The organism is Brachybacterium sp. (genome assembly GCF_036379615.1).
In the GTDB taxonomy this organism is placed as follows: domain Bacteria; phylum Actinomycetota; class Actinomycetes; order Actinomycetales; family Dermabacteraceae; genus Brachybacterium.
Genome location: NZ_DASVGJ010000036.1, coordinates 76427 through 100397, shown reverse-complemented (window position 1 = coordinate 100397; position 23971 = coordinate 76427). Strand labels below are relative to the sequence as shown.

Here is a 23971-nt window from a genome sequence, read left to right as displayed (position 1 = left end):
GTGAGCGCTGTGAACGTCCCTGAGAAGAACGCCGAGACGCCGGACGAAGTCGACATGCCGGGCGACGCCGAATCGTCGGACGAGGCCGAGACGGCGGACGACGCCGGGACGGCGGACGACGCCGCGCCGGCCGACGACGTCCCGGGGGGCGAGGAGGCCCGGCCCGAGGACGGGGGCACCAGCCTGTACGTCCGTCGCGGGCGCACCCCCACCCTGGGCTTCTGGGTCGCCCTCGCGATCGCGGTGCCCGCGCTCGCGGCGCTGCTCAGTGCGCCTCTGTTCGCCTTCGCGGACATCGGCGGGGTGCTCAACTACGTGCTGCTCGCCGCCGTGTTCGTCGGCCTGCCGCTCGCGGCGATCGCGGCGCTCGTGGACTCGCTGAAGCATCGCGGCTCCGGCTCGCGACGTCGCTGATCCCACAGCGGACGGAATGACGGCCGAGGATCCGCCTGTGGCACTATGGTCCGGTGGCTCGCGGCGACGGAAAACTCTCCCATGACCTGCTCCCCGGGGAGAAGGGTCCGCAGGATGCCTGCGGAGTCTTCGGTGTCTTCGCCCCCGGCGAGGACGTCTCGAAACTGACCTACTACGGGCTGTATGCGCTGCAGCACCGCGGGCAGGAATCCGCCGGCATCGCGACCAGCGACGGCTCTCAGATCCTGGTCTACAAGGACATGGGGCTGGTCTCGCAGGTCTTCGACGAGGCCGCGCTCAGCGGCCTCCAGGGTCACATGGCGATCGGTCACACCCGGTACTCGACCACCGGCGGCTCTGTCTGGTCCAACGCCCAGCCGGCGCTCGGCCCCCGACCCGAGGGCACTGTGGCGCTCGCCCACAACGGCAACCTGGTCAACACCGAGGAGCTGCTGGATCTCATCGAAGAGCGCCACGGCACCCCGCGCACCGGGGAGATAGCTCGCGGCAACACCACCGACACCGCCCTGGTCACCGCGCTGCTGAACACCGAGGGGTCCCTCGCGGACTCCCTGCGTGAGCTGATGCCGCGCCTCCACGGCGCCTACTGCTTCACCCTGATGACGGAGACCACGCTCTACGCCGCGAGGGATCCGCAGGGGATCCGGCCGCTGGTGCTGGGACGGCTGGACCGTGGATGGGTCGTCGCCTCGGAGACCGCTGCCCTGGACATCTGCGGTGCGAGCTTCGTGCGCGAGGTCGCCCCCGGCGAGATGATCGTCATCGACGAGCAGGGCCTGCGCTCCGAGCAGGTGATGCCGCCCGAGCCCAAGGGCTGCGTGTTCGAGTACGCCTACCTCGCCCGTCCCGATACCCACATCGCCGGGCGCAGCGTGAACGAGGCCCGCACGGAGATGGGCCGTCAGCTGGCCCGCGAGCATCCCGTCGAGGCGGATCTGGTGATCCCGACCCCGGAGTCCGGCACGCCCGCCGCGATCGGCTACGCCCAGGAGTCGGGCATCCCCTACGGCCAGGGAATGGTGAAGAACGCGTACGTGGGCCGCACCTTCATCCAGCCCTCCCAGACCATCCGCCAGCTCGGCATCCGTCTCAAGCTCAACCCGTTGCGAGACGTCATCGAGGGCAAGCGCCTGGTGGTCGTCGACGACTCGATCGTGCGCGGCAACACGCAGCGGGCCGTGGTGCGGATGCTGCGGGAGGCCGGAGCCGCCGAGGTCCACGTGCGGATCTCCTCCCCGCCGGTGCGCTGGCCCTGCTTCTACGGAATCGATTTCGCCTCCCGGGCGGAGCTGATCGCCAACGGCCTCGGGATCGAGGAGATCGCCCGCTCTCTCGGCGCCGATTCGCTCGGCTACATCACCGAGGAGGGGATGGTCGCCGCCACCGGGCAGCCGGAGTCCGCGCTGTGCACCGCCTGCTTCTCGGGGAAATACCCCGTCACCCTGCCCGAGCCCGTGGCCCGCGCCCAGGGCATCATCCAGGCTCCTCAGCCCGGAGCCGCCGTCGCCGAGAAGGATGCATGAACACCACCAGCCCCAGCCCTCAGGACTCCCGCCCCGCCGGGATCACCTATGCCGACTCCGGGGTGGACACCGCCGCCGGTGATCGTGCCGTCGAGCTGATGAAGGAAGCGGTCGCGGCGACGCACGGCCCGCAGGTGCTCGGCGGGATCGGTGCCTTCGCCGGCCTGGTCGACGTCAGCGCGCTGAAGGACTACCGCCGCCCGCTGCTGGCCTCCTCGACCGACGGCGTGGGCACCAAGATCGCGATCGCCCGCGAGCTGGATATCCACGACACCATCGGTCGGGACCTGGTGGGCATGGTCGTCGACGACATCATCGTCGTCGGCGCCGAGCCGCTGGCCATGACCGATTACATCGCCTGTGGTCAGGTGGAGCCCGAGCGGATCGCCGATATCGTCCGTGGGATCGCGGAGGGCTGCCGCCTGGCAGGCTGCGCGCTGGTGGGCGGCGAGACGGCCGAGCACCCCGGTCTGATGGCCCCCGAGGACTATGACGTGGCCGGCGCCGCAGTGGGCGTGGTCGAGGCGGACGCGCTGCTCGGCCCCGACCGGGTCCGGGCCGGCGACGTGGTGATCGGGATGGACGCCTCGGGCCTGCACTCCAACGGCTACTCCCTGGTCCGCGCCGTGGTCTCGGCGGCAGGGCTCGCGCTGGACGCGCAGGTCGCGGACTTCGGTCGCAGCCTGGGCGAGGAGCTCCTCGAGCCCACCCGGATCTACACCGCCGACCTGCTCGCGGTGCTGAAGGATGTCCGCACCGTCGGAGCCGTCCACGCGCTGAGCCATGTCACCGGTGGGGGACTGGCCGCGAACCTCGCCCGCGTGATGCCGCGCGGGCTCGCCGCCCGGGTCGACCGCTCCCGGTGGGAGCCGGGATCAGTGTTCTCGCAGGTCGCGCACTGGGGCTCGGTGCCCCAGCTGGATCTCGAGGGCACGTTGAACATGGGGATCGGGATGGTCGCACTGGTCGACCCCGAACGGGCGGACGCGACGCTCGCGGTGCTGTCCGAGCGAGGACTCGGCGCCCGGGTGATCGGCGAGGTCGTCGGCGAGGATTCGCTGCCGGAACCGGGCGCCGCGCTCGAGCACGTGGTCGCGGGCGCCAAGGGCGTCGACGGCGGCGCCGTGATGCTCACCGGCCAGCACCCCGGCTGGTCCTGACCGACTCCGGCGGGTCCTGCCCGTCCCGGCTGGACCCGCCGGAGCCGCTGTGCTCAGCTCCTCCGCAGACAGCACGAGGGCCGACCATCAGGTCGGCCCTCGTGCGGTGTCACGGTGGTCCCGGCGTGATGCCGGTGCGTCCTCAGCGGCGATGTGCGGACGGAGCGTCCTCGTCGGCCCAGTCGTCGCTGTCCTCGGCCCGGTCGTCTCCGCCGGCGCGGGAGACCTCGTCACGCTGGGACTGCAGCTCGCGCTGCAGAGCCGTGAGGTCGGTCGGCGGGCTGTAGTACTTGAGGTCCCGAGCCACCTTGGTGTGCTTGGCTTTCTGTCGGCCGCGACCCATGGATCTGACCCCCTGTGCGTCGGCTGCCCGGTGTTCTTGTCGACCCGGAAGATGGCATTAGTTTCGTGGACTCAGGGTACATGAGCGGCCCGCCGTCCGGCGAACTCCGAGGCGCGAGACGTGCCGGACATCCCTTTGGACTGCTGAGCACCCGGCCCGAGGCGGCAGGGGCTCGTCCGAGCGGTTCAGCGAATACCCTTCTCTTGGGGCGGGATGGTCACGTGCAACCCCTTCTTACCGACTAGTCTGTATCCCGGTGCCTGCCCGAGACCGGTCGGGGTTGGGCAGGTGCGCCGTTGCCCGCAGTGAAAGGTCACACGCCCCATGAACGGATCCACGGAGTACCCGTCACCGGGTGACGAGGAAACCATTGAGCTGCTGACTCCCGCCGAGGTCGCCAAGATGTTCCATGTCGACCCGAAGACGGTCACGCGCTGGGCGCAGGCCGGCAAGCTCACCTACATGCGCACGCTCGGCGGTCACCGCCGCTACCGACGGGACGAGGTCGTCGAGCTGCTGCGGGACAGCTCCAAGGACGTGTGAGCACGGACCCGCTCCTGGGGGAGGGGTATCGGACGCACCGGATCGAGCTGGGCTCCGACGACGAGGGCCCGCTGGTCGCCACGCTGATTCACCGCGACTCGGGGGAGGCGGGTGCCGTCCGAGCTGTCGATCCCGCCCGAGCTGCCGGTCCTGCCACGAGCGCGCCGCCGCCGATCCTGCTGATGCATGGCTGGTCCGACTACGTCCTCGACCGGGAGCTCATGGAGCATCTGGGCAGTCGTGGGCACGACGTCTGGGGGCTGGACCTGCGCAAGCACGGGCGCAGCCTGCTGCCCGGCCAGACCGCCACCGAGATCGACCATCTCAACCGCTATGACGCCGAGATCGACGCGTCCCTGAGGATCATCGGGCGGGAGCGACCGCCGGTGCTGCTGGCCCATTCGACCGGGGGACTCACCGCGGCCCTGTGGGCACAGCGCCATCCCGGGACGGTGCGGGCACTGGCTCTGAACTCGCCATGGCTCGAGATGCATCTGGGTCCGGTGACCCGCACACTCGCGCAGGCGCCCGTGCGGCTGCTGTCCGAACGCCTGCATCGGCGCCCGATCTTCCCCTCGGGCACCACCCACTACGCCCGCTCCACCCACCGTGACTTCGGGGGCCGCTACGAGTACGACCTCGCCCTGAAGCCTCCTGGGGGCCATCCCTTCCCGGCCGTCACGCTCAGCGCCATCATCGATGGCCAGCGCCGTCTGGCCACCGCCGGTCCCCTCCCGATCCCGGTCCTCGTGCTCCATGCGGAGCGGTCCCGGTTCGGGCGGAGGTTCACCGAGGAGATGCGCCGCGCGGACTCGGTGCTGGACGTGCACTCGCTCGCCGCGGCGGCCGCCCGCCTGGGGCCGCACGTGCGGAGGGAGGCGATCGCAGGAGCCCGCCACGATGTCTTCCTCTCCGACGCCGATGCCCGCTCCCGGGCGGTCGCGCTCCTGGACGACTGGCTGATGACCTCCGTCCAGGCAGCGCCTACGATGAGGTCGCCCCGAGACGCCGAGCATCCTGACACGTCGGCATCGGCCCGCAGTGCGAAGGAGAACCTCGATGACCTCTGAGCCGCGTTCGATGCGCGGGCAGGCGGACTCGCTGCGCCATGCCGCCGACCGACTCACGATCCTGCGGCTCCGCCTGGCCAACTCCCTCGTGGAGCTCTCCCGGGCGGAGGACCCTGGGACCCGGGATCTGGGTGAGCAGGTGCATGAGCGCTGGACGCTCGAGCAGTACCCCGAGCTCGGGCGCATCGCGAGCGGCCTGCGGGCGAGCGCACGTCGGCTGGACGAGGCGGCTCTGGCCGCAGAGCGGAGCAGCGGTCGGCGCCTGGGCGGTTACGCCGGCGCCGGGTTCCTCGGCAAGGGGGATGAGGCGCATCTCCATGTCGCGGATGTCGCCGCGTTCGTGGGCACCGAGCATGGTGCGAGCATCGGCGGGTATCCGCTGCTCCCCGGCACCGACGAGGGCTTCCTCGCACACCCCTCGCACTCCCTCGGCATCGAGACCCCCGACTATGACGAGGGCGAGTGACCGGGCCCGTCACGACGAGGCCCGTCGTGACCGGGCGAGCATGCCCGCCAGCATGATCACCGCCGGCGGCGGATCTGCGCGGGGTGCCCGTCCACAGAGCGGGTGAACGCCGCGATGATCCCGAGCGCACCGGCCACCAGCGGCACCACGAGCATCGTCACGAGCAGCAGGAGCATCGCACCGGCGGCGTCGGCCGATGCCACGCCCAGACCCACCAGCGCCGCCGCGCCGACCGCCTCGGTGATGCCTGCGCCGCCGGGCGTGAGCGGCACCAGGGACAGCACGCGGCCGAGGGCGAAGATCGCGATGGTCAGCAGCAGCGGGACCTCGGCGCCGACCGCCTCGATCGCGATGACCAGGGCGAGCCACTGCAGCACCCGGGCGCCGAGCGTCGGGACCAGCAGGGGCAGCGGGCGTCGGCGGAGCATCCGCACCAGGGCGTCCCGCTGGAGGAGGATCCCCTCGCGGAGGTGCTCGGGAACCACCGCGCCGAGCTGTGCGAGGACGGAGGTCAGCACTCTTCTGCGCAGCAGCACGGCCGTCAGGACCAGGGACAGCGCCGCGCCGAGCACGGCCAGCAGCGCCGCCCAGAGGGCCCCGGGCAGGGAGATCCCGGCGGGGGCCATCGCCGAGCTCAGCGCGTAGGCCCCGAGACCGAGGACCGGGACCAGCACCGAGGTGAGCACCATCTCCACCAGGGAGGCGGCGACGATGCCGGTGAGGATCACCGGCAGCGCCAGCCCTGTACGGCGGAGGATCCACGCCATCAGACCCAGTCCGAGAGCGGTCCCGCCGGGCAGCGCGAGGGCGGTGGCCCCGGCCGCGGAGTGCCCCCACAGGGCTCCGGACCAGCGGGCACCGGGCAGCGCCGTGCGCACCGTCACCGCCTCCAGCAGCAGGGCTCCCACCCCCAGCGCCACCATGGCGGGAACCGCCCAGGCGGGGAGGTCGCCGAGCGTGCCGAGGATCTGCGTCCAGCTCGCTCCGGTGGCCCACGGCAGGGCCCAGGCGAGCAGGGCGATCACCAGAGCGGCGGAGAGCAGGCCGGCCAGGAGACGGCCCCGGGGGAGCCGAGGGGGGTGCTCGGCGTCGAGCTGGGCGAGGTCCTGCGGCAGCCATCCGAGGTGCTCCGGCTCGTGGGTGCCGCCCGCCGCGTCACGACGGTCGGAGGCGGAGCCGTCGGACGGATCGGGAGAGTCGGAGGGGGCCGCTGACATGCGGTGATTCTCGCACGGGGCGAGCAGAGACCTCTCAGGCGGAAGGATCTAACATGGTGTCATGTCCTTTCTGATCTCCCTCTTCGTCGTGCTGCACATGATCTGCTGGGCCGTGGCGCTCGGCACCTGGGTGGCAGCTGCCCGTACCCGCCAGCCGAACAAGGGCATGGCGCACGCCACCGCGGGCGCGCTCGTCTTCGGCATCGTCCTGGCCGCGCTGGTCTCGATCGGCGGGGACCCGAACCATATGAAGCTCGGGATCAAGCTCGTGGTCGCACTGGTCGCCGTGGCGCTGGCCTTCGTCGCGCACAAGAAGGGCACCGAGACCCCGTCGCCGGTGTGGTTCGGCATCCCCACCGCGATCATCGCGAACATCGTCATCGCCGTGTTCGTCTGAGACACCTGCCCGAACGGGCCCTCCTCACCTCTGCTCCGTCCACACCGGGCCCGACAGCATCCGTGCTGTCGGGCCCGGCCCTATCCTGGAACCCCATGAGCTCTCTCTTCGACGATCTTTCGCTGCCCGATGCCTTCCGCCGCCTCGACGGGGTCTCGGTGACCCCGTCCGCCCATGACCGGGCGGGGTCCGGGGGAGCGCCCGGGCCGGGAGGGGCGACGCAGGACCGGCCGCCGCTCGAGGAGCCCCCCTACGATGAACCGCCGTATGACGAGCCGCCCCACGACGAGGCGCCCGAGGATGATGCCCCGCCGCCGGAGAGCGACCGGGTGCCGCAGCCCCTGGCCGAGCTGTCCGATGCACCGCACCCGGCGGAGCGCGCGGCCGCCGGTGCTCCGTCGTGGGCAGGGGGAGACGCGCAGCGGGAGCGTCCGCACCTCGGTGAGCTCACCGAGGGGCTGAACCCTGCGCAGCGTGAAGCGGTCGAGCACCGAGGCAGCCCGCTGCTGATCGTCGCCGGCGCCGGCTCCGGCAAGACCCGAGTGCTCACCCGGCGCATCGCCCACCTGCTGCGCTCCGGGGAGGCGCTGCCCGGAGAGATCCTCGCCATCACCTTCACCAACAAGGCCGCCGCCGAGATGCGCGAGCGGGTGGGCGAGCTGGTGGGACCGGTCGCCCGCAGCATGTGGGTGTCCACCTTCCACAGCGCCTGCGTGCGGATCCTGCGCCGGGATGCCGTGGCGGCCGGGCTGAAGAGCTCCTTCACGATCTACGACAGCGCCGACTCGCTGCGGCTGATCACCACCATCGCCAAGGACCTCGAGCTCGACACCAAGAAGCACGCCCCGCGGGCGCTGGCCTCTCGCATCTCCACGCTGAAGAACGACCTGACGGACCCGATCGACTTCGCCGACCAGGCCGAGAGTGCGAAGAACCCCTTCGAGCGGACCCTCGCGAAGATCTATACGAACTACACCGAGAGGCTGCGCCAGGCCAATGCGGTGGACTTCGACGACCTCATCGGCCTGACCGTCACGCTGCTGCGGGAGAACCCTGCGATCCGGGAGGGCTACCGCCGCCGCTTCCGCCACCTGCTGGTGGACGAGTACCAGGACACCAACACCGCCCAGTACCAGCTGGTGCGGGAACTGGTGGGGGAGGACCCCCACGCCGACCTCACCGTGGTGGGCGACTCCGACCAGTCGATCTACGCCTTCCGCGGCGCGACGATCCGGAACATCGTCGAGTTCGAACAGGACTTTCCCACCGCGCGCACCATCGTGCTGGAGCAGAACTACCGCTCCACCCAGAACATCCTGTCCGCCGCGAACTCGGTGATCGAGGAGAACGAGGGGCGTCGCAAGAAGAACCTGTGGACCGACCAGGGGCAGGGCGAGAAGATCACGCTCTACGTCGCGGACGACGAGCGGGAGGAGGCGCGGTACATCGGCCGGCAGATCGATGCCCTGGTCGACGACGGCCGTCGTGCCGGCGACATTGCGATCTTCTACCGCGCCAACGCTCAGTCCCGCGCGCTCGAGGACCAGCTGATCCGTGTCGGCCTGCCGTACAAGGTGGTCGGCGGCACCCGCTTCTACGAGCGCCGCGAGATCAAGGACGCGATCGCCTACCTGCAGGTGCTCACCAACCCGGCCGACGAGATCAACCTGCGCCGCATCCTCAACGTCCCCAAGCGCGGCATCGGAGATCGGGCCGAGGCGGCGATCGCGATGCTCGCCGAACGGGAGCGGATCGGCTTCGGCGAGGCCCTGCGCCGCGCCGAGGAGGCCCCCGGCATCGCCACCCGCTCGCTGAACGCCGTGCGCACCTTCGTGGCGATGCTCGAGGACCTCCAGCAGCTCGCGGCCGACGGCACCGGTCCTGCGGACCTGCTCGAGGCGATCCTGCGGCGCTCCGGCTATGACGCCGAGCTGCAGGGCAGTGACGATCCGCAGGACGAGTCCCGCCTGGAGAACCTCGCCGAGCTGATCAGCGTCGCCGCCGAGTTCGAGGCGCAGATGGAGGAGGCCGACGCCGTCGCCAGTGAGTACGAGGACGAGAGGGAGACCGGCGGGGTGAGCGGGACCGGCGGCGCTGAGGAGGCTGACAGCGCTGCGGGGACGGACAGCGCTGCGGGGACCGATGGGTCGACGGAGAACGACAGCGCTGGGGTCGGCCCCGGTGCGACCACGACCGTCGCGCAGGTTCCCGGTGCCGATATCGCACCGGAGGCGGCGCTGGCTGCTCCCGATGACCCCGAGGCGAGCCTCGTGGACCGTTTTCTGGAGAAGGTCTCCCTGGTGGCCGATGCAGACCAGATCCCCGGCGAGGAGGATCAGTTCGTCACCCTGATGACCCTCCACACCGCCAAGGGGCTCGAGTTCCCCGTCGTGTTCCTCACCGGGATGGAGGACGGCACCTTCCCGCACAACCGCACGCTGAGCGATCCCGACGAGCTCGAGGAGGAACGGCGCCTGGCCTACGTGGGCATCACCCGTGCCCGCGAGAAGCTCTATCTGACCCGGGCCCAGATGCGCGCTCTGTGGGGGCAGACCCAGTACATGCCCGCCAGTCGATTCCTCGACGAGGTCCCCGAGGCGGTGCTGGACGTCGCGCGCGCCGGGTCCACGCTCAGCGGTGCCGGGTTCGGCGGCGGCCACCGCGGCTCCGGCTTCTCGGGGGGAGGCTCAGGTGGCTACGGGGGCGGCGGACCCGGCACCGGTCGTGGGCCCTCCTTCAGCGGCGGGATCGGCGGCGGGCGCAGCGACATCAAGCGCCCCAGCATGGGGTCGGGTCGCAAGGCCACCCCGGTGGACAAGCTGCCGCAGCTCGCCGTCGGGGATCGGATCACCCACGACTCCTTCGGGATGGGGACCGTCACCGAGGTCGCCGGTCAGGGCGAGAAGACCCAGATCGAGGTGCAGTTCAAGGCCCCGCACGGCACGAAGCGCCTGGTGCTGCGGTACGCCGCGATCACCAAACTCTGACCGTCGGGCTCTGCTCCCCGTTCGGATCAGAGCGGCGCGACGAGCTCCACCTCGAGGCCGTGGGGGTCCTCGCCGTACCAGGCCGTGTGGTTCTCGCCGCCGGCGTGCGGGTATCGGTCACCGAACAGCTCCTGCCAGCCGTGGCGGGGCGCCGCGGCCCGTATCGCGTCCAGCGTGCTCCGGTCGGCGACCCGCAGGGCCAGGTGGTTCATTCCGGGGGAGCGACGCTCGGCGCGCTCGCCGAGCACGTCCGCGGACTGCTCGAGCACCAGATAGGCGTCGTCGGGATGGCGCCAGATGCGTCCCAGCTCCCAGCCCTCGACCCGTTCGGGCGCCCACCCCAGCGAGGTCAGCAACCAGTCCCAGGCGGGCTCGGAGACGGTGAGGTCCGCGGTCCACAGCTCGAGGTGGTGCAGGCCGGCGCCGGAGGACGGGGTCGAGGTCATGGGGTGACGGTACCCGGCCGGGACCCCTCGAGGCGGTGACCGCTCCGGTGCACCACCGGGCTGCGGGCCGGGGGAGGCAAAACGTCCCAGGTGGGCCTGCACCCGCTCTCACCGCTCAGCGTTCGCGCGGATCCTCGGTGTTCTCGAGAGCGTCGCGGGAGCGGTGCCACTGCGCGTACAGCCCGGTGCCGAAGCTGACCACCACGATCAACCCCACGATGATCAGCACCGTCGTGAAGGGGATCGGGATTCCTGCGGCGGCGAGCACTGCCCAGATCACGAAGAGGGAGAGCCCGATGAGCAGCGCATCGCGCAGGGACCGCATGATCCGCGGGCCGATGTTCGCCGCGGTCATGCGCCGACTGGCCACCGTGTAATAGGCAGCGGCCTCCTTGCGCAGGTGCGCGCCGTCCACGGCGGGTCGCGGGGCCGAGGTCGTCGAACTCGACGGCGACGAGGTCGGGGAGCCGGAGTCGTCGCTGGTCGTGCGTCGCGGTGCCTCGTCGCTGCGCCGCCCCCCGTCGACCGCCTTCCCGGCGGCGCGCGCGTAGTCGCCTGCCCGGTCGGAGGCTCGACGGGCGGCGTCCTTCGCTCCGGGGGCCTGCCTGCGCGCGGTGTTCCGTGCGGCCTTCGCGTAGGTCTTCCAGTCGGCCATGACGTCTCCTCGGCTCAGCGGATCTCGTCGCGCGGGGCGCGGCGCCGCGGTGTGGTGCGCTCCCGGTCATCGACGTCCCGGGTGCGGATGTCCCTGTGATCGACGTCCCGGGGATCGTGGCGTCGGTCGTCCTCGCGAAAGCGGATGTCACCGCCGCCTCGCACCTGTCGCTGCGGTCGCGGGTTCCGTGCCCGGTGCTCCTGGTAGTAGGACAGCCCCACGTTCAGGGCCAGCGTGATGGCCACGGACATCGCGAAGCCGGCAAAGGTCGAGCGCACCCCGAGCAGGCGCAGCACGATGAACAGCACGCCGATCGCGACCACACTGAACCCGATGTGATCGCGCACGCGCTGGACCAGGCTGCGGGGTCGTCGACTCATCCCGTCATGGTAGTCGCCCCGCCTGGGCGCGCCCCGTTCCGTCTGGTGGCGCCCGGTCGCCGCGGGTCGGCGCGGGTGGGCGGGCCCGAGCGCCGAGTCAGCCGACACCCGTCGGGCCGGTGCACGGCCGACGGAGTGAGACTCCCCGCACACCGGGCGCGGTGGCCCGAGGGGCGAGGCAGAAGCGATACCCTGAGCCTGTTCCCAGGGGTGGCATCGAGGCCAGTGCGGCCTGCCGCCCACTGCCGACATCGAGAGGAAACGCACCCCGTGGACCTGTATGAGTACCAGGCCCGCGATCTCTTCGAGAAGCACGGCGTGCCCGTGCTCGGAGGAGTCGTCGCGGAGGATCCGGCAGCCGCCAAGGCCGGAGCAGAGAAGCTCGGCACGCCGGTCGTCGTCGTCAAGGCGCAGGTGAAGACCGGTGGTCGTGGCAAGGCCGGCGGCGTCAAGATCGCCAAGTCCCCTGAGGAGGCGGAGCAGAAGGCCTCCGAGATCCTCGGTATGGACATCAAGGGCCACACCGTGCACCGCGTCATGATCGCGGCCGGGGCCGACATCGCCGAGGAGTACTACTTCTCGCTGCTGCTGGACCGAGCGAACCGCAACTACCTGGCCATGTGCTCGGTCGAGGGCGGCGTGGAGATCGAGCAGCTCGCCGTCGAGCGCCCCGAGGCGCTCGCCCGTGTGGCCGTGGACCCCACCATCGGCATCGACGAGGCCAAGGCTGCGGAGATCGTGCAGGCCGCGAACTTCGACGAAGAGACCGCGCACAAGGTCGCCCCGGTGCTGCAGAAGCTCTGGGACGTCTACAAGAACGAGGACGCCACCCTGGTCGAGGTGAACCCGCTGGTGAAGACCGGTGCCGGGGACATCGTGGCCCTGGACGGCAAGATCACCCTCGACGACAACGCTGAGTTCCGCCACGAGGATCACGCCGAGCTCGTCGACGTCTCCTCCGAGGACCCGCTGGAGACTAAGGCCAAGGCCCTGGACCTCAACTACGTCAAGCTCGACGGCGAGGTCGGCATCATCGGCAACGGCGCGGGCCTGGTCATGTCCACCCTCGACGTGGTCGCCTACGCCGGTGAGAAGCACACGGTCAAGCCCGCGAACTTCCTCGACATCGGCGGCGGCGCCTCCGCCGAGGTGATGGCCAACGGCCTCGACGTCATTCTCGGCGACGAGCAGGTCTCTGCCGTGTTCGTCAACGTGTTCGGCGGCATCACCGCCTGCGACGCGGTCGCCAACGGCATCGTCGGCGCGCTGAAGAAGCTCGGCGACGCCGCGACCAAGCCGCTCGTGGTCCGTCTCGATGGCAACAACGTCGAGGAGGGTCGCAAGATCCTCGCCGACTTCGCCCACCCCCTCGTCACCCAGGCCGACACCATGGACGGCGGCGCCGCGAAGGTCGCCGAGCTCGCCGCCGCAGGAAAGTGAGCAGCACCCGACATGTCTATCTTTCTCGATGAGAACAGCAAGGTCATCGTCCAGGGCATGACGGGCTCGGAGGGCATGAAGCACTCCCAGCGCATGCTCGACTCGGGCACGAACATCGTCGGCGGCGTGAACCCGCGCAAGGCCGGCCAGTCCGTGTCCTTCGAGGGCGGCGCGGAGGTCCCGGTCTTCGGGACCGTCGCCGAGGCCATGGAGGCCACCGGTGCGAACGTCTCGGTGGTCTTCGTGCCGCCGAAGTTCGCCAAGGACGCCGCACTCGAAGCCATCGATGCGGCGATCGAGCTCCTGGTCGTCATCACCGAGGGCATCCCGGTCAAGGACTCCGCCGAGTTCTTCAACTACTCGCAGGCCAAGGGCACCACCCGGATCATCGGGCCGAACTGCCCGGGCCTGATCAGCCCCGGCAAGTCCAACGCGGGCATCACCCCCTCGAACATCACCGGTGCGGGCAAGCTGGGCCTGGTCTCCAAGTCCGGCACCCTGACCTACCAGATGATGTACGAGCTCTCCGACATCGGCTTCACCACGGCCATCGGCATCGGCGGCGACCCGGTCATCGGCACCACCCACATCGACGCCCTCGAGGCGTTCGAGAACGATCCGGAGACCGCTGGCATCGTGATGATCGGCGAGATCGGCGGCGACGCCGAGGAGCGTGCGGCCGAGTACATCAAGGCCAACGTCACCAAGCCGGTCGTCGGCTACGTCGCGGGCTTCACCGCCCCCGAGGGCAAGACCATGGGCCACGCCGGCGCCATCGTCTCCGGCTCCGCGGGCACCGCGCAGGCCAAGAAGGAGGCCCTCGAGGCCGCCGGCGTCAAGGTGGGCAAGACCCCCACCGAGACCGCCGATCTCATGCGCGAGATCATGAAGGGCCAGGCCTGAGAGCCGGCATGTGCGGCTCGGCCGGTTGAGGCCGACGAGTCCGATGGCGGGACCTGGCGACAGGACCCCTCGGCGATGCCCCGGATCCGCTCAGGATCCGGGGCATCGTGCGTCTGTGGCGTCTGTGGCGTCTGTGGCGTCTGTGGCGTCCGTGCACTGCTGCGGCGGCATCTCCTCCTGATGGCGGAGGCGCTGGCCTCGAGCGCCGTGCAGGATATCCTCATGCGCGGTTCCCCCTCTGCCTCTGTATCGGTCTCCGGCTCGGACTCGGGCTCGGCACTCTGCCGCAGCGCCGTTGGCTCATGAGTCCCGCTTCCTCGGATCCGATCTCGCGCCCGTCATCCGGCGCACGCACCGATCACCCTGTCGTTCTCGGATGCCTGCTCGGACTCTTCGCACTCGCGTTCACGGTGACGATGCTCCGCACCCCCGAGGGCGTCGTCGTCTCGGCCGATCCCGGGTACGCGCCGAGGGCCCTGCCGCTGCTGCTGGTCCCGGCCGCTCTCACGATCGTGCTGACGCTGCTGCTGCCGACTGGGCGAGGTGGCAGCTCGGTCACGGTGCGCCGCCGAGCACGCGCTCTCGGAGAGACCGGAGGGCTGGCCGCTCTGGCCATCGGCTTCACGCTCCTGGTGCCGTTGCTGCCCCTGCCCGAGGACTACGTGCTGCTGAAGTTCGCCATGTTCGTCGTGGTGCCGGTGCTCGTGTTCGGCGTGCTGGGTCGTCGAGGCGGGCACAGCGTGGAGGTGAGCCGGCCTCGGGCGGCGCCCTGGATCATTCTGGCGCCGGTGCTCGTGCTCGGGGTGCTCTCGAACCTCGGCCCCTTCGCGCCGGCACCGCCTAGCACCTGGCCCCCTGCGGCGATGCTGATCATCGCGGCGACGGCGACGGCGGTCACCGCCGGACTCGGCGAGGAGGTCCTGTTCCGCAGGTTGCTGCAGACCCGCCTGGAGGCTCTCGCCGGTCCCTGGACCGGCATCCTCTGCGCCTCCCTCCTCTTCGGCCTCATGCACTCCGGCTCCCACGGAGAGGGGCCTCTGTGGGCGAACGCCCTGCAGGCGATCGCACTGCAGGGGACCACAGGGATCGCCCTCGGGGTGATCTGGAGTCGTTGGCGGCGGCTCTGGGCCTGTGTGCTGGCTCATGTGCTCCTCAACGGGCTTCTCGTCGGTCTCCACCTGCTGGGTGCCCTGGGCTGAATCGGGACCGGTCTGTCAGGCGGGCGACTAAACTGTTCTCAGCCTGCTGTGCGCCCGACCAAGGAGGGGACCCTGTGTCCGGAGATCTCATCGACACCACCGAGATGTACTTGAAGACGGTGTTCGAGCTCCACGAAGCCGGCGTCGCCCCGATGCGGGCCCGGATCGCCGAGCGACTGGGCCACTCAGGCCCCACGGTCTCCCAGACGGTCGCTCGGATGGAGCGGGACGGATTGCTGCACCTCGACGACCAGCGACGGATCCGGCTCACCGAACAGGGCAACGCGGTCGCCACCGACGTGATGCGCAAGCACCGGCTCGCCGAACGGCACCTGCTGGACGTCATCGGGCTGGACTACGCCCATGTCCACGAGGAGGCATGCCGCTGGGAGCACGTCATGAGCCTCGAGGTCGAGAAGCGCCTCGCGCTGCAGATGGCACCCCCGTACGTCGACCCCTACGGCAACCCGATCCCCGGGCTCGCAGCGCTCGGCATCGAGGAGACTCAGGCCACCGAGATGGGTAAAGCCCTGTCCAACCCCGGCCAGGAGCTGAGCGAGGCCGTCGCCGACGGGCAGCACCTGCGTGTGCGCCTGGAGAGGATCGGCGAACGCGTGCAGAGCGACGTCGAGCTGCTCGGCGAACTCGCACGTCACGGCATTTTTCCGGGAACCGAGGTGGGTGTGGAGCGAGTCGGCGGGAGCATCGTCCTCAGCAGCCCGGAGGGGGGCGAGGTCGCAGTGACCGAGGTCGTCGCCGATCAGCTCCACGTCACCGCGCTCGACGCCGGGTAAAGGCTCCGTCAAGCTCTCCCCAGAACCTTCCAGTCACCCTGACGTTCGGCCCTCGCACCCCCTACTGTCGAGGGCGTGCCAGGACGCGAAGAGTCCCGGCATTCCCCCCGGAGAGCCCCGTCGCGCACCGGATCGGGATGCGAGACGTCCACTCGCGCGAGGGCAGTGCCCCGGGGCTGGGAGCCATACGTGACCAAGACTGCTCACTCCACCCACCGTCGCCCGGTGCGCGCCGTGACCCCGGTGTCCCGCGCAGGTCGCGCCGGTGCCGGCGCCGCGATGGCCGCCGCGATGCTGTTCGGCGGCGCCTCCGCCGCCACCGCCGAGCCCCAGGCCGACGCCCCCCAGGCGGATGCCGCTCCGGCGATGCTGGCACCCGCCGTCGCTCCGGCCGTCGGCCTCCCCGCGACCGAGAAGGGTGCGGACGCGAAGGCCGAGCCCGCTCTCGCCCCCGTCGCAGGCGCCATCTCGATCGAGGTCGGCCCCACGGAGGAGGAGATCGCCGCAGCGGAGGCCGCTGAGGCTGCCGAGGCCGCCGAGCGCCAGGCCGCCGAGGAAGCGGCTGCGCAGGAGGAGACCGGCACCGAGACCCGCGAGGACGACGGCTCCAGCCGCTCCTCGGAGCGCTCCAGCACCGAGGGCGACAGCACCCAGGCCGACGACTCCGAGGGCGAGACCTCCTCGTCCTCCGACGAGTCCCAGCAGGAGTCCTCCTCGCAGGAGTCCGCCCCGGCGCCGTCCGCCGGCAAGGGCAGCTCGATCCTGGCCACCGCCCGTTCCGGGATCGGCACTCCGTACGTCTACGGCGGCACCTCCACCTCTGGCTGGGACTGCTCCGGCTTCGTCCAGTGGGTCTACGCCCAGCACGGTGTGAACCTGCCCCGCGGTGCAGGCGACCAGGCCGCCGTCGGCACCGTCATCCCCCGCTCGCAGGCGCAGCCCGGCGACCTGGTCTACAAGCCCGGTCACATCGGCATCTACGCCGGTGGCAACCAGTTCGTCGACGCCGGCAACAGCCGCGTGGACACCTCCGAGCGCAACATCTACTCCGGCAGCTGGACCTTCATCCGCGTCGGCTGATCGTCCCGCTCGCTCACGGCCCCGCCCCCTCCTCGAGGGAGCGGGGCCGCTCCCATTCCCGGGGACGACTCCCGGGGGACGTCTCCTGGAGTGACCACCGCGAACCGTGAGGTTCCTGTGGAGGCCTGCCTGTGGGGCAGGCCGGCACCGCGGAGGCCCGGTACCGTGAGCGGGTGCATTCCGTCCGTGATCTCCTCGCCGTCGCCCTGCTGCTGGCCGCCGCCGTGCTCGGCGCCATCTGGCTGCCCGCCGTCTGGCTCCACGACCACGTTGTCGAGCGCGACGGCTTCCTGGCGGTCACCGTGCCGCTCGCCGATGATCCCGAGTTCCAGCGCACCATGAGCGACAGCGCGGTCGAGGAGATCCTGGGGGACGAGAGGGTCCCGGGATGGGTTCAGGAGCAGCTGACGCCGCTGGCCGAGGAGCAGGCGGAGAACCTCACCGGGACCGAGGTCTACGGGACCCTCTGGGAGGCCGCCATGGTCGAGCTGCACCACGCCCTGTTCACGCCGGGGCCCTCCGACCTCGACGTCGACCTGGCCCCGGCGATCGATCGGATACTCACCCCGGTCGAGGAGCACCTCCCGATCGCCATCCCTCGCCCCGATGACGCCACCGTCACCCTGGCCACCATCCCGGATGTGCCCCTGCTCACCGCAGTCTCGTCGGTGACACCATGGGCTGCCTGGGCCGGTCCCGCCGCTGCGGTGCTGGTGGTGGCGGCGCTGCTGATCGGAGCGCACCGCCGCACGCTGCTCGCCTTCGCAGGCCTCTGCGGCATCCTGGCCGGAGCCGGTGTGTGGTGGCTCGCGGCGCGGATCGAGCAGGTGGTGCCCGATGCCGTGGATCAGGCGGTGTTCCTCGGCCCGATCGTGCAGCAGTTCCAGGGGCAGTTCCAGGCTGCGCTGACACCGCAGGGTGTCATCCTGCTCGGTGCCGGAGCGCTGGTGATGTCCCTCGGGGTGGTGCTGATGGGGCTGCACCGCCGCTGACTGCTCGCCATGGGCGCGGGTGACGCGGTGGTGGCGTGGAGGGTGAGCAGGGGCTGGAGCGGCTCAGAGCAGGCCGAGACGCTCGAAGGCGACGACGATCCCATGTTCCTGGGGCCCGGGCACCGCCTCGCCGTCGGCCGCCTCCAGCACCGCTGCCGGAGCTCCTGCGATCGCGATCGAGGTGCCGGTGGCCCGCAGCATCCCCAGATCGTTCATCCCGTCGCCGATCCCCACGGTCGCCGCGAGATCCATCCCCAGGTGGGCGGCGACCCGACGCACGCCGTCGGCCTTGTCGATGCTGGTCAGATGCAGCTCCCCGGAGCTCACCCCCGCGCTGATCGAGTTCGGCAGGGCCCCCACCTCGGGACCGATCTCCGCTGCGAGATCCTCCACCGGCACCGGGGAGCCCCACACGGAGATCTTCGCGAAGGAATGCGATGCGAGCTCCTCGGGCAGGGCGATCGCGTCCAGCAGGTCCTGCAACCCGCGGCCGACCCCCTCGGGCGGGGCGGGTCGCACCCTGCTGCGCAGCTCCTCGGCGGAGCCAGGGGTGCACAGCAGCGCCTCGGGGGTCTCGAGCACGAAGGTGACGTCGTGGCCGAGCAGCACCTCGACCGCGCGCCGGCCGAGCTCGGTGGGGAAGCGGCGGTCCTCCAGCTGCTGGTCGCCGATCCGCACCCAGGCACCTGCCGAGGCCACGACGCCATCGAACAGCGCGGCCACCTCGTCGGCCACGATGGAGGCCGGCCGCCCGGTGCACAGCAGCACCGCATGGCCGTTCTCCCGAGCGGCACTGACCGCCGCGGCATGGGCGAGAGGGGCGACGCCCTGATGGGCGAAGGTTCCGTCGAAGTCGATGAACACGCAGCGGCGATCAGCCACGGACGCTCCTTCAGGGCGAGAGGGCACGGGAAGGCTCCAGCCTAAGCGGCCGCGCGGGGTGGGTGCTGCCGGGCCGGCCCAGCGACGCCGGTGCAGGCTCGGTTCAGCGACGCCGGTGCAGGCTCGCCACCACCGAGATGGTGACCGTCCCGGCGAGAATCCCCTGGAGGGACGCCTCGTCCACGTGCCGCGCGCTCGGCGTCATCGCCACCAGATCCCTGGCGGATCGGGCCGAGAGCGTGAGCGGGAAGCGCGTCTCCCGGCGCTCCTCGGTGCTGAACAGCGGGTCCAGGGAGGTGTGCAGCCGCTCCTCCTTGTGCGGGTCCAGTCCCACCATCCCCGGAACGAGCGCCCGCAATTCGGCGAGATGGTCCGCGGCAGGCCGGATCACGAGCAGATGGCCGCCCGGGGCGAGCACCCGCGCGAACTCGGCCGGATTGCGGGGCGCGAACACGTCGAGCACCAGATCGACCGTCCCGTCCCGCAGCGGGAACGGGGAGAACACATCCCAGGCGGCTGCGGCCGCCCGTTCATGCGCGCGGGCGGCGAAGCGCAGCGCACGCACCGAGGTGTCCACCACCATGCCCTGCGCGGCAGGCAGGTGGTCCAGCAGGCCCGAGAGGTAATAGCCCGTGCCGCCGCCGATGTCGAGGATCCGACGTGCGGCCCCGGGGGCGAGCTCGCAGAGCGCCTCCCGCAGCCCCTCATAGGCGCCGGTGGCGAGGAAGGAGTCCCGGGCCCGGGCCATGTCGTCATCGTCCCCGCTGGTGGCGCGGGCGCCGGTGAGCAGCGAGGCGTAGCCGGCCCGGGCCAGGTCGAAGCTGTGCCGGCCCGGGCAGCGCAGCGTCCGCTCCTCGAGGCGCAGCGGCTGTCGGCACAACGGGCAGGCCAGGGCCTCGAGCCAGGGAGACAGGGCGAGGGGGAGCACGGGCTGCGGACGGGACACAGCAGTCAGGGTACGTCCGCCGCCCGCAGGGTGCGGCCCAGGCGGCACACCCCCGACGTGCTCAGCCGCCCACGTACTCCCTCAGATGCCGTCCGGTCAGGGTCTCGGCCTCCGCGACCAGCGTCGCGGGTGTGCCCTCGAACACGACCCGACCGCCCTCGGCCCCGGCACCGGGCCCGAGGTCGATGATCCAGTCGGCGTGGGCCATGACCGCCTGGTGATGCTCGATGACGATCACCGTCCGGCCCGTGTCCACCAGCCGGTCCAGCAGGGCGAGCAGGTTCTCGACATCGGACAGGTGCAGTCCGGTGGTGGGCTCGTCGAGCACGAAGATCCCGCCCTTGTCTCCCAGATGGGTGGCGAGCTTGAGCCGCTGGCGCTCCCCGCCGGAGAGCGAGGTCAGGGGCTGGCCGATCGTGAGATAGCCGAGCCCCACGTCATCCATGTGGCCCAGCAGCTTCGCGGCGGCCGGCACCTTCGCCCCCTCGGAGGTGAAGTGCGCGCGCGCCTCCTCCACCGACATCAGCAGCACCTCGGCGATGTGCTTGCCTCCCAGGGTGTGCTCGAGCACGGAGGCCTGGAAGCGGCGCCCCTCGCACTCCTCGCAGGGGGTGGTGACGGTCTCCATGAAACCCAGCTCGGTATAGATGACGCCGGCACCCTTGCAGACCGGGCAGGCACCCTCCGAGTTCGGCGAGAACAGGGAGGGCTTGACCCCGTTCGCCTTCGCGAAGGCCTTGCGGATCGGGTCGAGCAGCCCGGTGTAGGTCGCGGGGTTCGAGCGTCGCGAGCCGCGGATCGCGGACTGGTCCACGACCGTGACGTCGGCACCGTGGGGCAGCGAGCCGTGCACGAGCGAGCTCTTGCCGGAGCCGGCCACGCCCGTGATCACGCTGAGCACCCCGAGCGGGATGTCGACGTCGACGTCCTGCAGGTTGTGCTGGTCCGCGCCCCGCACCTCGAGCGCACCGGTGCGCTCGCGGACCTGCTCCTTGAGCGCGATGCGCGTATCGAGGTGCCGTCCGGTCAGCGTGTCGGAGGCGCGCAGTCCCGCGACGTCGCCCTCGAACTGCAGCTGACCGCCGTGGGTGCCGGCGCGCGGTCCGAGATCGACGACATGGTCCGCGATCGCGATCGTCTCGGGCTTGTGCTCGACGACGAGGACCGTGTTGCCCTTGTCCCGCAGCGCCAGCAGCAGCTCGTTCATGGTCGTGATGTCGTGGGGGTGCAGACCGATGGTGGGCTCGTCGAAGACGTAGGTGACATCGGTCAGGGCGGAGCCGAGGTGGCGGATCATCCGGGTGCGCTGCGACTCGCCCCCCGAGAGCGTCCCGGAGGGACGGTCCAGGGAGAGGTAGCCCAGTCCGATCCGCACGAACGAGTCCAGCAGGGCGGAGAGGTTCGTCAGCAGCGGTGCGACCGTCGGGCCGCTGTGCTGGGCGCACAGCGCCTCGACCCACTGCGCGAGCTCCGTGATCTGCAGGGCGGTCGCCTCAGCGATCGAGACCCCGTCGATCAACGAGGTGCGCGCGTGCTCGGCCAGGCGGGTGCCCTCGCACTCGGGACAGGTGATGAACCTGACCGCCCGGTCCACGAAGGCGCGCACATGCGGCTGCATCGACTCGCGGTCCTTGTTCAGCATGGACTTCTGGATCTTCGGGATCAGACCCTCGTAGGTCATGTTCATGCCCTCGATCGAGATCTTCGTGGGCTCCTTGTACAGGAAGTCGTGCAGCTGCCGCTTCGTGAAGGACCTGATGGGCTTGTCCGCGGGGTAGAAGCCGGACTGCGAGAAGATCTTCACGTACCAGCCGCCGGGGGCGTAGTTCGGGATCGTGAAGGGGCCCTCCTCGAGCGTCTTCTCCTCGTCGTACAGCTCGGCGAGGTCGACGTCGGAGACGCGCCCCATGCCCTCGCAGCGCGGGCACATGCCGCCCACGCGGGAGTACGTGGCCTTCTCCGCGATGGTCTTCGCGCCCTTCTGCACCGTCATCGCCCCGGAGGCGGTGACGCTGGGGACGTTGAAGGAGTAGGCGCCCGGCCCGCCGACATGCGGGGTGGCGAGCAGCGAGAACAGGGTGCGCAGGTAGGAGCTGGCATCGGTGACGGTGCCGACGGTGGAGCGCACGTTCGCCCCCATCCGCTCCTGGTCCACGATGATCGCGGTGGTCAGGCCCTGCAGCTCGTCCACGTCCGGCCGGGCCAGGGACGGCATGAAGCCCTGCACGAACGCCGGATATGTCTCGTCGATCATGCGCTGGGACTCGGCGGCGATGGTCGCGAAGACCAGCGAGCTCTTGCCGGAGCCGGAGACTCCCGTGAAGACGGTGAGACGACGCTTGGGGATGTCCAGCGAGACGTCGCGCAGATTGTTCTCCCGGGCGCCGCGCACCCGGATCAGGTCGTGGGCATCGGCGGGATGGGCGGGGGAGGACATCAGCGGACTCCTCATCGGGGACGGCGACCCGGACCAGGGACGCGGCTCGGGGTGTGACGCGGGGACGCGGCACGGGCAAGGCGCTCAGGGACATGGCTCATGGACGGGGCACTGGACCTGGCACTGGGGCGCGGGTCAGGGACGGCGGTCACGTGCGCCCGCGTCATTCTGCCACCCGCTCCCGGAGGCGGCTAGCCTGGGCCGATGGACGACTCGACGCATTACGACATCGCTCTGATCGGCTCCGGATCAGGCAACTCCTTCCCCGGCCCAGAGTTCGCGGACCGCAGCATCGTGTACATCGACCGGGGGGTGGGCCCGGACCATGTGTTCGGCGGCACGTGCCTGAACCTCGGCTGCATCCCCACCAAGATGTTCGTGCACACCGCGAACCTCGCGCACACCCCCGAGGACTCCGCCCGCTTCGGTCTCACCGAGGAGCTGCAGCACGTGGACTGGCCGGCGATCCGGGACCGGATCTTCGGCCGCATCGACCCGATCTCCGCCGGGGGCGAGGAGTACCGCCGGGAGCACCCGGACAATGCCCACCTCACCCTGCTGCGCGGGACCGCGAGCTTCGTGGGCGAGCGCCGGCTGCGGGTGCTCGGGCACGATGGGAGCGAGCGGACCCTCACCGCCGACACGATCGTCCTGGGTGCCGGGTCCCGTCCGGTGCTGCCGCCCATCGACGGCCTCGCCGAGGTCGCCGCCCACACCTCGGACACCATCATGCGGATCGAGAAGCTGCCTGCCTCGCTCGCGATCCTCGGCTCCGGGGTGGTGGCCGTGGAGATGGCCCACATCTTCTCCTCGCTCGGCGTCGAGGTCACGCTGATCGCCCGCTCCGGGCGAGTGCTGCGCGCGGCGGACGCGGACATCTCCGCACGGCTCACCGAGCTCCTCGGCCAGCGCCTCACCCTGGAGACGCACTTCTCCACCACCGCGGTGCGACGCACCGCGGAGGGCGTCGAGCTGAGGGGAGAGCGCGACGGCGAAGAGGGCCTCGTGCAGGCGGAGGAGCTGCTGGTCGCCGTCGGCCGCCGCCCCAACTCCGACCTCCTGGACGTCACCGCCGCCGGGATCGACATCTCCGAGGACGGCCGGGTGCTGGTCGACGCCCAGCAGCGGGTGCTCGGTGGGGGAGCGGCGCTCGAGGGGCTGTGGGCCTTCGGCGACATCTCCAGCCCGCATCAGCTCAAGCACGTCGCCAACCACGAGCAGCGCATCGTGCGGCACAACATCCTCCACCCCGAGCAGCTGCGCCGCTCCGACACCATGCCGATTCCCAGCGGGGTGTTCACCCACCCGCAGGTCGCCTGGGTGGGCATGGACGAGGAGGAGGCCCGCCGCAGCGGTCGCGAGGTGGCGGTCGCCGTCCAGGAGTACGGCTCGATCGCCTACGGCTGGGCGATGGAGGACTCCACGGGGTTCGTGAAGCTGATCGCCGATGCGCAGACCACCGAGATCCTCGGCGCGCATCTGATCGGTCCCGAGGCCACCACCCTGGTCCAGCTGCTGATCCAGGCGATGAGCACCGGGCAGACGGCGCGCGACATCGCCGCCGCGCAGTACTGGATCCACCCTGCGATGCCCGAGCTGATCGAGAACGCTCTGCTGCAGCTCGTGGACTGACAGCCGGAGGGGTCAGCAGCCGCTGGCAGATCCCGGGATCAGCC

General features: G+C 70.8%; 23 protein-coding genes. 15 read left to right on the top strand and 8 right to left on the bottom strand.

Translation table 11 applies throughout. The features are described 5' to 3' along the window. Genes VF289_RS06995 through purM form a run of 3 tightly spaced genes read left to right on the top strand, consistent with a single transcriptional unit; the run spans position 1 to position 3118 of the window. Positions 1-414 (top strand): hypothetical protein, encoded by a 414-nt coding sequence (locus tag VF289_RS06995; RefSeq protein ID WP_330882468.1) that lies wholly within the window; start codon positions 1-3, stop codon positions 412-414. A 53-nt stretch (positions 415-467) separates the two neighbouring features. Next, positions 468-1958, top strand: coding sequence for an amidophosphoribosyltransferase (gene purF, locus VF289_RS06990; protein WP_330882466.1), 1491 nt, complete (start codon positions 468-470; stop codon positions 1956-1958). Next, positions 1955-3118 carry a phosphoribosylformylglycinamidine cyclo-ligase gene (purM, locus tag VF289_RS06985; protein ID WP_330882464.1) on the top strand — a complete coding sequence of 388 codons (1164 nt, stop codon included), beginning with the start codon at positions 1955-1957 and terminating at the stop codon, positions 3116-3118. Before purF ends, purM begins: the two co-directional genes overlap by 4 nt. Before the next feature lie 142 nt (positions 3119-3260). Here purM and VF289_RS06980 read toward each other — a convergent pair whose 3' ends face one another. Beyond that, positions 3261-3461, bottom strand: coding sequence for a DUF3073 domain-containing protein (locus VF289_RS06980; protein ID WP_330882462.1), 201 nt, complete (start codon positions 3459-3461; stop codon positions 3261-3263). 324 nt (positions 3462-3785) lie between these two features. Between VF289_RS06980 and VF289_RS06975 the strand changes: the two genes are divergently transcribed. From VF289_RS06975 to VF289_RS06965, 3 genes are read left to right on the top strand one after another with little or no spacing between them, the layout of a single operon-like run. Then, positions 3786-4004, top strand: a complete 219-nt coding sequence (locus tag VF289_RS06975) for a BldC family transcriptional regulator (RefSeq protein ID WP_330882460.1) — start codon at positions 3786-3788, stop codon at positions 4002-4004. Continuing rightward, entirely contained in the window at positions 4001-5074 is a 1074-nt protein-coding gene (locus VF289_RS06970) for an alpha/beta hydrolase (protein WP_330882459.1), read from the top strand. Before VF289_RS06975 ends, VF289_RS06970 begins: the two co-directional genes overlap by 4 nt. Further along, on the top strand, positions 5064-5540 hold the full coding sequence (locus tag VF289_RS06965; protein WP_330882457.1) for a hypothetical protein: 477 nt from the start codon (positions 5064-5066) through the stop codon (positions 5538-5540). The genes VF289_RS06970 and VF289_RS06965 overlap by 11 nt, the downstream gene beginning before the upstream one ends. A 56-nt stretch (positions 5541-5596) precedes the next feature. Here VF289_RS06965 and VF289_RS06960 read toward each other — a convergent pair whose 3' ends face one another. Continuing rightward, positions 5597-6757, bottom strand: coding sequence for a lysylphosphatidylglycerol synthase transmembrane domain-containing protein (locus VF289_RS06960; RefSeq protein ID WP_330882455.1), 1161 nt, complete (start codon positions 6755-6757; stop codon positions 5597-5599). A gap of 61 nt (positions 6758-6818) precedes the next feature. Here VF289_RS06960 and VF289_RS06955 point away from each other — a divergent pair, with 61 nt between their 5' ends. Together VF289_RS06955 and VF289_RS06950 are read left to right on the top strand one after the other, a co-directional pair. Beyond that, complete coding sequence (locus VF289_RS06955; RefSeq protein ID WP_330882453.1) at positions 6819-7154, top strand: hypothetical protein; 336 nt, start codon at positions 6819-6821, stop codon at positions 7152-7154. Positions 7155-7249: 95 nt separating this feature from the next. Continuing rightward, positions 7250-10141, top strand: coding sequence for a UvrD-helicase domain-containing protein (locus VF289_RS06950; protein ID WP_330882451.1), 2892 nt, complete (start codon positions 7250-7252; stop codon positions 10139-10141). Positions 10142-10167: 26 nt separating this feature from the next. On the opposite strand, the gene VF289_RS06945 is transcribed toward VF289_RS06950, so the two are convergent. The 3 genes from VF289_RS06945 to VF289_RS06935 form a co-directional block, all read right to left on the bottom strand. Then, positions 10168-10587, bottom strand: coding sequence for a VOC family protein (locus tag VF289_RS06945; RefSeq protein WP_330882449.1), 420 nt, complete (start codon positions 10585-10587; stop codon positions 10168-10170). 115 nt (positions 10588-10702) lie between these two features. Then, positions 10703-11242, bottom strand: coding sequence for a hypothetical protein (locus tag VF289_RS06940; RefSeq protein ID WP_330882447.1), 540 nt, complete (start codon positions 11240-11242; stop codon positions 10703-10705). A 14-nt stretch (positions 11243-11256) separates the two neighbouring features. Next, positions 11257-11622: a hypothetical protein gene (locus tag VF289_RS06935; RefSeq protein ID WP_330882445.1), complete on the bottom strand. Its 366-nt coding sequence runs from the start codon at positions 11620-11622 to the stop codon at positions 11257-11259. A gap of 270 nt (positions 11623-11892) precedes the next feature. On the opposite strand from VF289_RS06935, the gene sucC reads away from it, so the two are divergent. The 6 genes from sucC to VF289_RS06905 all read left to right on the top strand — a co-directional run bounded on the left by sucC (position 11893) and on the right by VF289_RS06905 (position 18030). Then, positions 11893-13062, top strand: a complete 1170-nt coding sequence (sucC, locus tag VF289_RS06930) for an ADP-forming succinate--CoA ligase subunit beta (protein WP_330882443.1) — start codon at positions 11893-11895, stop codon at positions 13060-13062. Between the two features lie 12 nt (positions 13063-13074). After that, positions 13075-13965, top strand: coding sequence for a succinate--CoA ligase subunit alpha (sucD, locus tag VF289_RS06925; protein WP_330882441.1), 891 nt, complete (start codon positions 13075-13077; stop codon positions 13963-13965). A gap of 416 nt (positions 13966-14381) precedes the next feature. Continuing rightward, positions 14382-15164: a CPBP family intramembrane glutamic endopeptidase gene (locus tag VF289_RS06920; protein WP_330882439.1), complete on the top strand. Its 783-nt coding sequence runs from the start codon at positions 14382-14384 to the stop codon at positions 15162-15164. A gap of 74 nt (positions 15165-15238) precedes the next feature. After that, complete coding sequence (locus VF289_RS06915; RefSeq protein WP_330882437.1) at positions 15239-15958, top strand: metal-dependent transcriptional regulator; 720 nt, start codon at positions 15239-15241, stop codon at positions 15956-15958. 189 nt (positions 15959-16147) lie between these two features. Beyond that, positions 16148-17038 (top strand): C40 family peptidase, encoded by an 891-nt coding sequence (locus VF289_RS06910; protein ID WP_330882435.1) that lies wholly within the window; start codon positions 16148-16150, stop codon positions 17036-17038. A gap of 173 nt (positions 17039-17211) precedes the next feature. Continuing rightward, on the top strand, positions 17212-18030 hold the full coding sequence (locus tag VF289_RS06905) for a hypothetical protein (protein WP_330882433.1): 819 nt from the start codon (positions 17212-17214) through the stop codon (positions 18028-18030). Positions 18031-18093: 63 nt separating this feature from the next. Here VF289_RS06905 and VF289_RS06900 read toward each other — a convergent pair whose 3' ends face one another. The 3 genes from VF289_RS06900 to VF289_RS06890 all read right to left on the bottom strand — a co-directional run bounded on the left by VF289_RS06900 (position 18094) and on the right by VF289_RS06890 (position 22295). Then, positions 18094-18912 (bottom strand): HAD family hydrolase, encoded by an 819-nt coding sequence (locus VF289_RS06900; RefSeq protein ID WP_330882431.1) that lies wholly within the window; start codon positions 18910-18912, stop codon positions 18094-18096. Positions 18913-19015: 103 nt separating this feature from the next. Beyond that, positions 19016-19858, bottom strand: coding sequence for a putative RNA methyltransferase (locus tag VF289_RS06895; protein ID WP_330882429.1), 843 nt, complete (start codon positions 19856-19858; stop codon positions 19016-19018). Between the two features lie 61 nt (positions 19859-19919). Then, a complete protein-coding gene (locus VF289_RS06890; protein WP_330882427.1) occupies positions 19920-22295 on the bottom strand; it encodes an excinuclease ABC subunit UvrA in 2376 nt (791 codons plus the stop codon). A 204-nt stretch (positions 22296-22499) separates the two neighbouring features. Here VF289_RS06890 and VF289_RS06885 point away from each other — a divergent pair, with 204 nt between their 5' ends. Further along, a complete protein-coding gene (locus tag VF289_RS06885) occupies positions 22500-23927 on the top strand; it encodes a mycothione reductase (protein ID WP_330882425.1) in 1428 nt (475 codons plus the stop codon). Positions 23928-23971: the final 44 nt, after the last annotated feature.

What these genes read in the sequence shown, in the direction of transcription:
- VF289_RS06940 (WP_330882447.1), bottom strand. Translation starts at nt 11,242, where the DNA reads ATGGCCGACTGGAAGACCTACGCGAAGGCCGCACGGAACACCGCGCGC.
- VF289_RS06980 (WP_330882462.1), bottom strand. Translation starts at nt 3,461, where the DNA reads ATGGGTCGCGGCCGACAGAAAGCCAAGCACACCAAGGTGGCTCGGGAC.
- purM (WP_330882464.1), top strand. Translation starts at nt 1,955, where the DNA reads ATGAACACCACCAGCCCCAGCCCTCAGGACTCCCGCCCCGCCGGGATC.
- VF289_RS06890 (WP_330882427.1), bottom strand. Translation starts at nt 22,295, where the DNA reads ATGTCCTCCCCCGCCCATCCCGCCGATGCCCACGACCTGATCCGGGTG.
- VF289_RS06945 (WP_330882449.1), bottom strand. Translation starts at nt 10,587, where the DNA reads ATGACCTCGACCCCGTCCTCCGGCGCCGGCCTGCACCACCTCGAGCTG.
- VF289_RS06935 (WP_330882445.1), bottom strand. Translation starts at nt 11,622, where the DNA reads ATGAGTCGACGACCCCGCAGCCTGGTCCAGCGCGTGCGCGATCACATC.
- VF289_RS06950 (WP_330882451.1), top strand. Translation starts at nt 7,250, where the DNA reads ATGAGCTCTCTCTTCGACGATCTTTCGCTGCCCGATGCCTTCCGCCGC.
- VF289_RS06975 (WP_330882460.1), top strand. Translation starts at nt 3,786, where the DNA reads ATGAACGGATCCACGGAGTACCCGTCACCGGGTGACGAGGAAACCATT.
- VF289_RS06960 (WP_330882455.1), bottom strand. Translation starts at nt 6,757, where the DNA reads ATGTCAGCGGCCCCCTCCGACTCTCCCGATCCGTCCGACGGCTCCGCC.
- VF289_RS06965 (WP_330882457.1), top strand. Translation starts at nt 5,064, where the DNA reads ATGACCTCTGAGCCGCGTTCGATGCGCGGGCAGGCGGACTCGCTGCGC.
- VF289_RS06885 (WP_330882425.1), top strand. Translation starts at nt 22,500, where the DNA reads ATGGACGACTCGACGCATTACGACATCGCTCTGATCGGCTCCGGATCA.
- VF289_RS06920 (WP_330882439.1), top strand. Translation starts at nt 14,382, where the DNA reads ATGCTCCGCACCCCCGAGGGCGTCGTCGTCTCGGCCGATCCCGGGTAC.
- VF289_RS06955 (WP_330882453.1), top strand. Translation starts at nt 6,819, where the DNA reads ATGTCCTTTCTGATCTCCCTCTTCGTCGTGCTGCACATGATCTGCTGG.
- sucD (WP_330882441.1), top strand. Translation starts at nt 13,075, where the DNA reads ATGTCTATCTTTCTCGATGAGAACAGCAAGGTCATCGTCCAGGGCATG.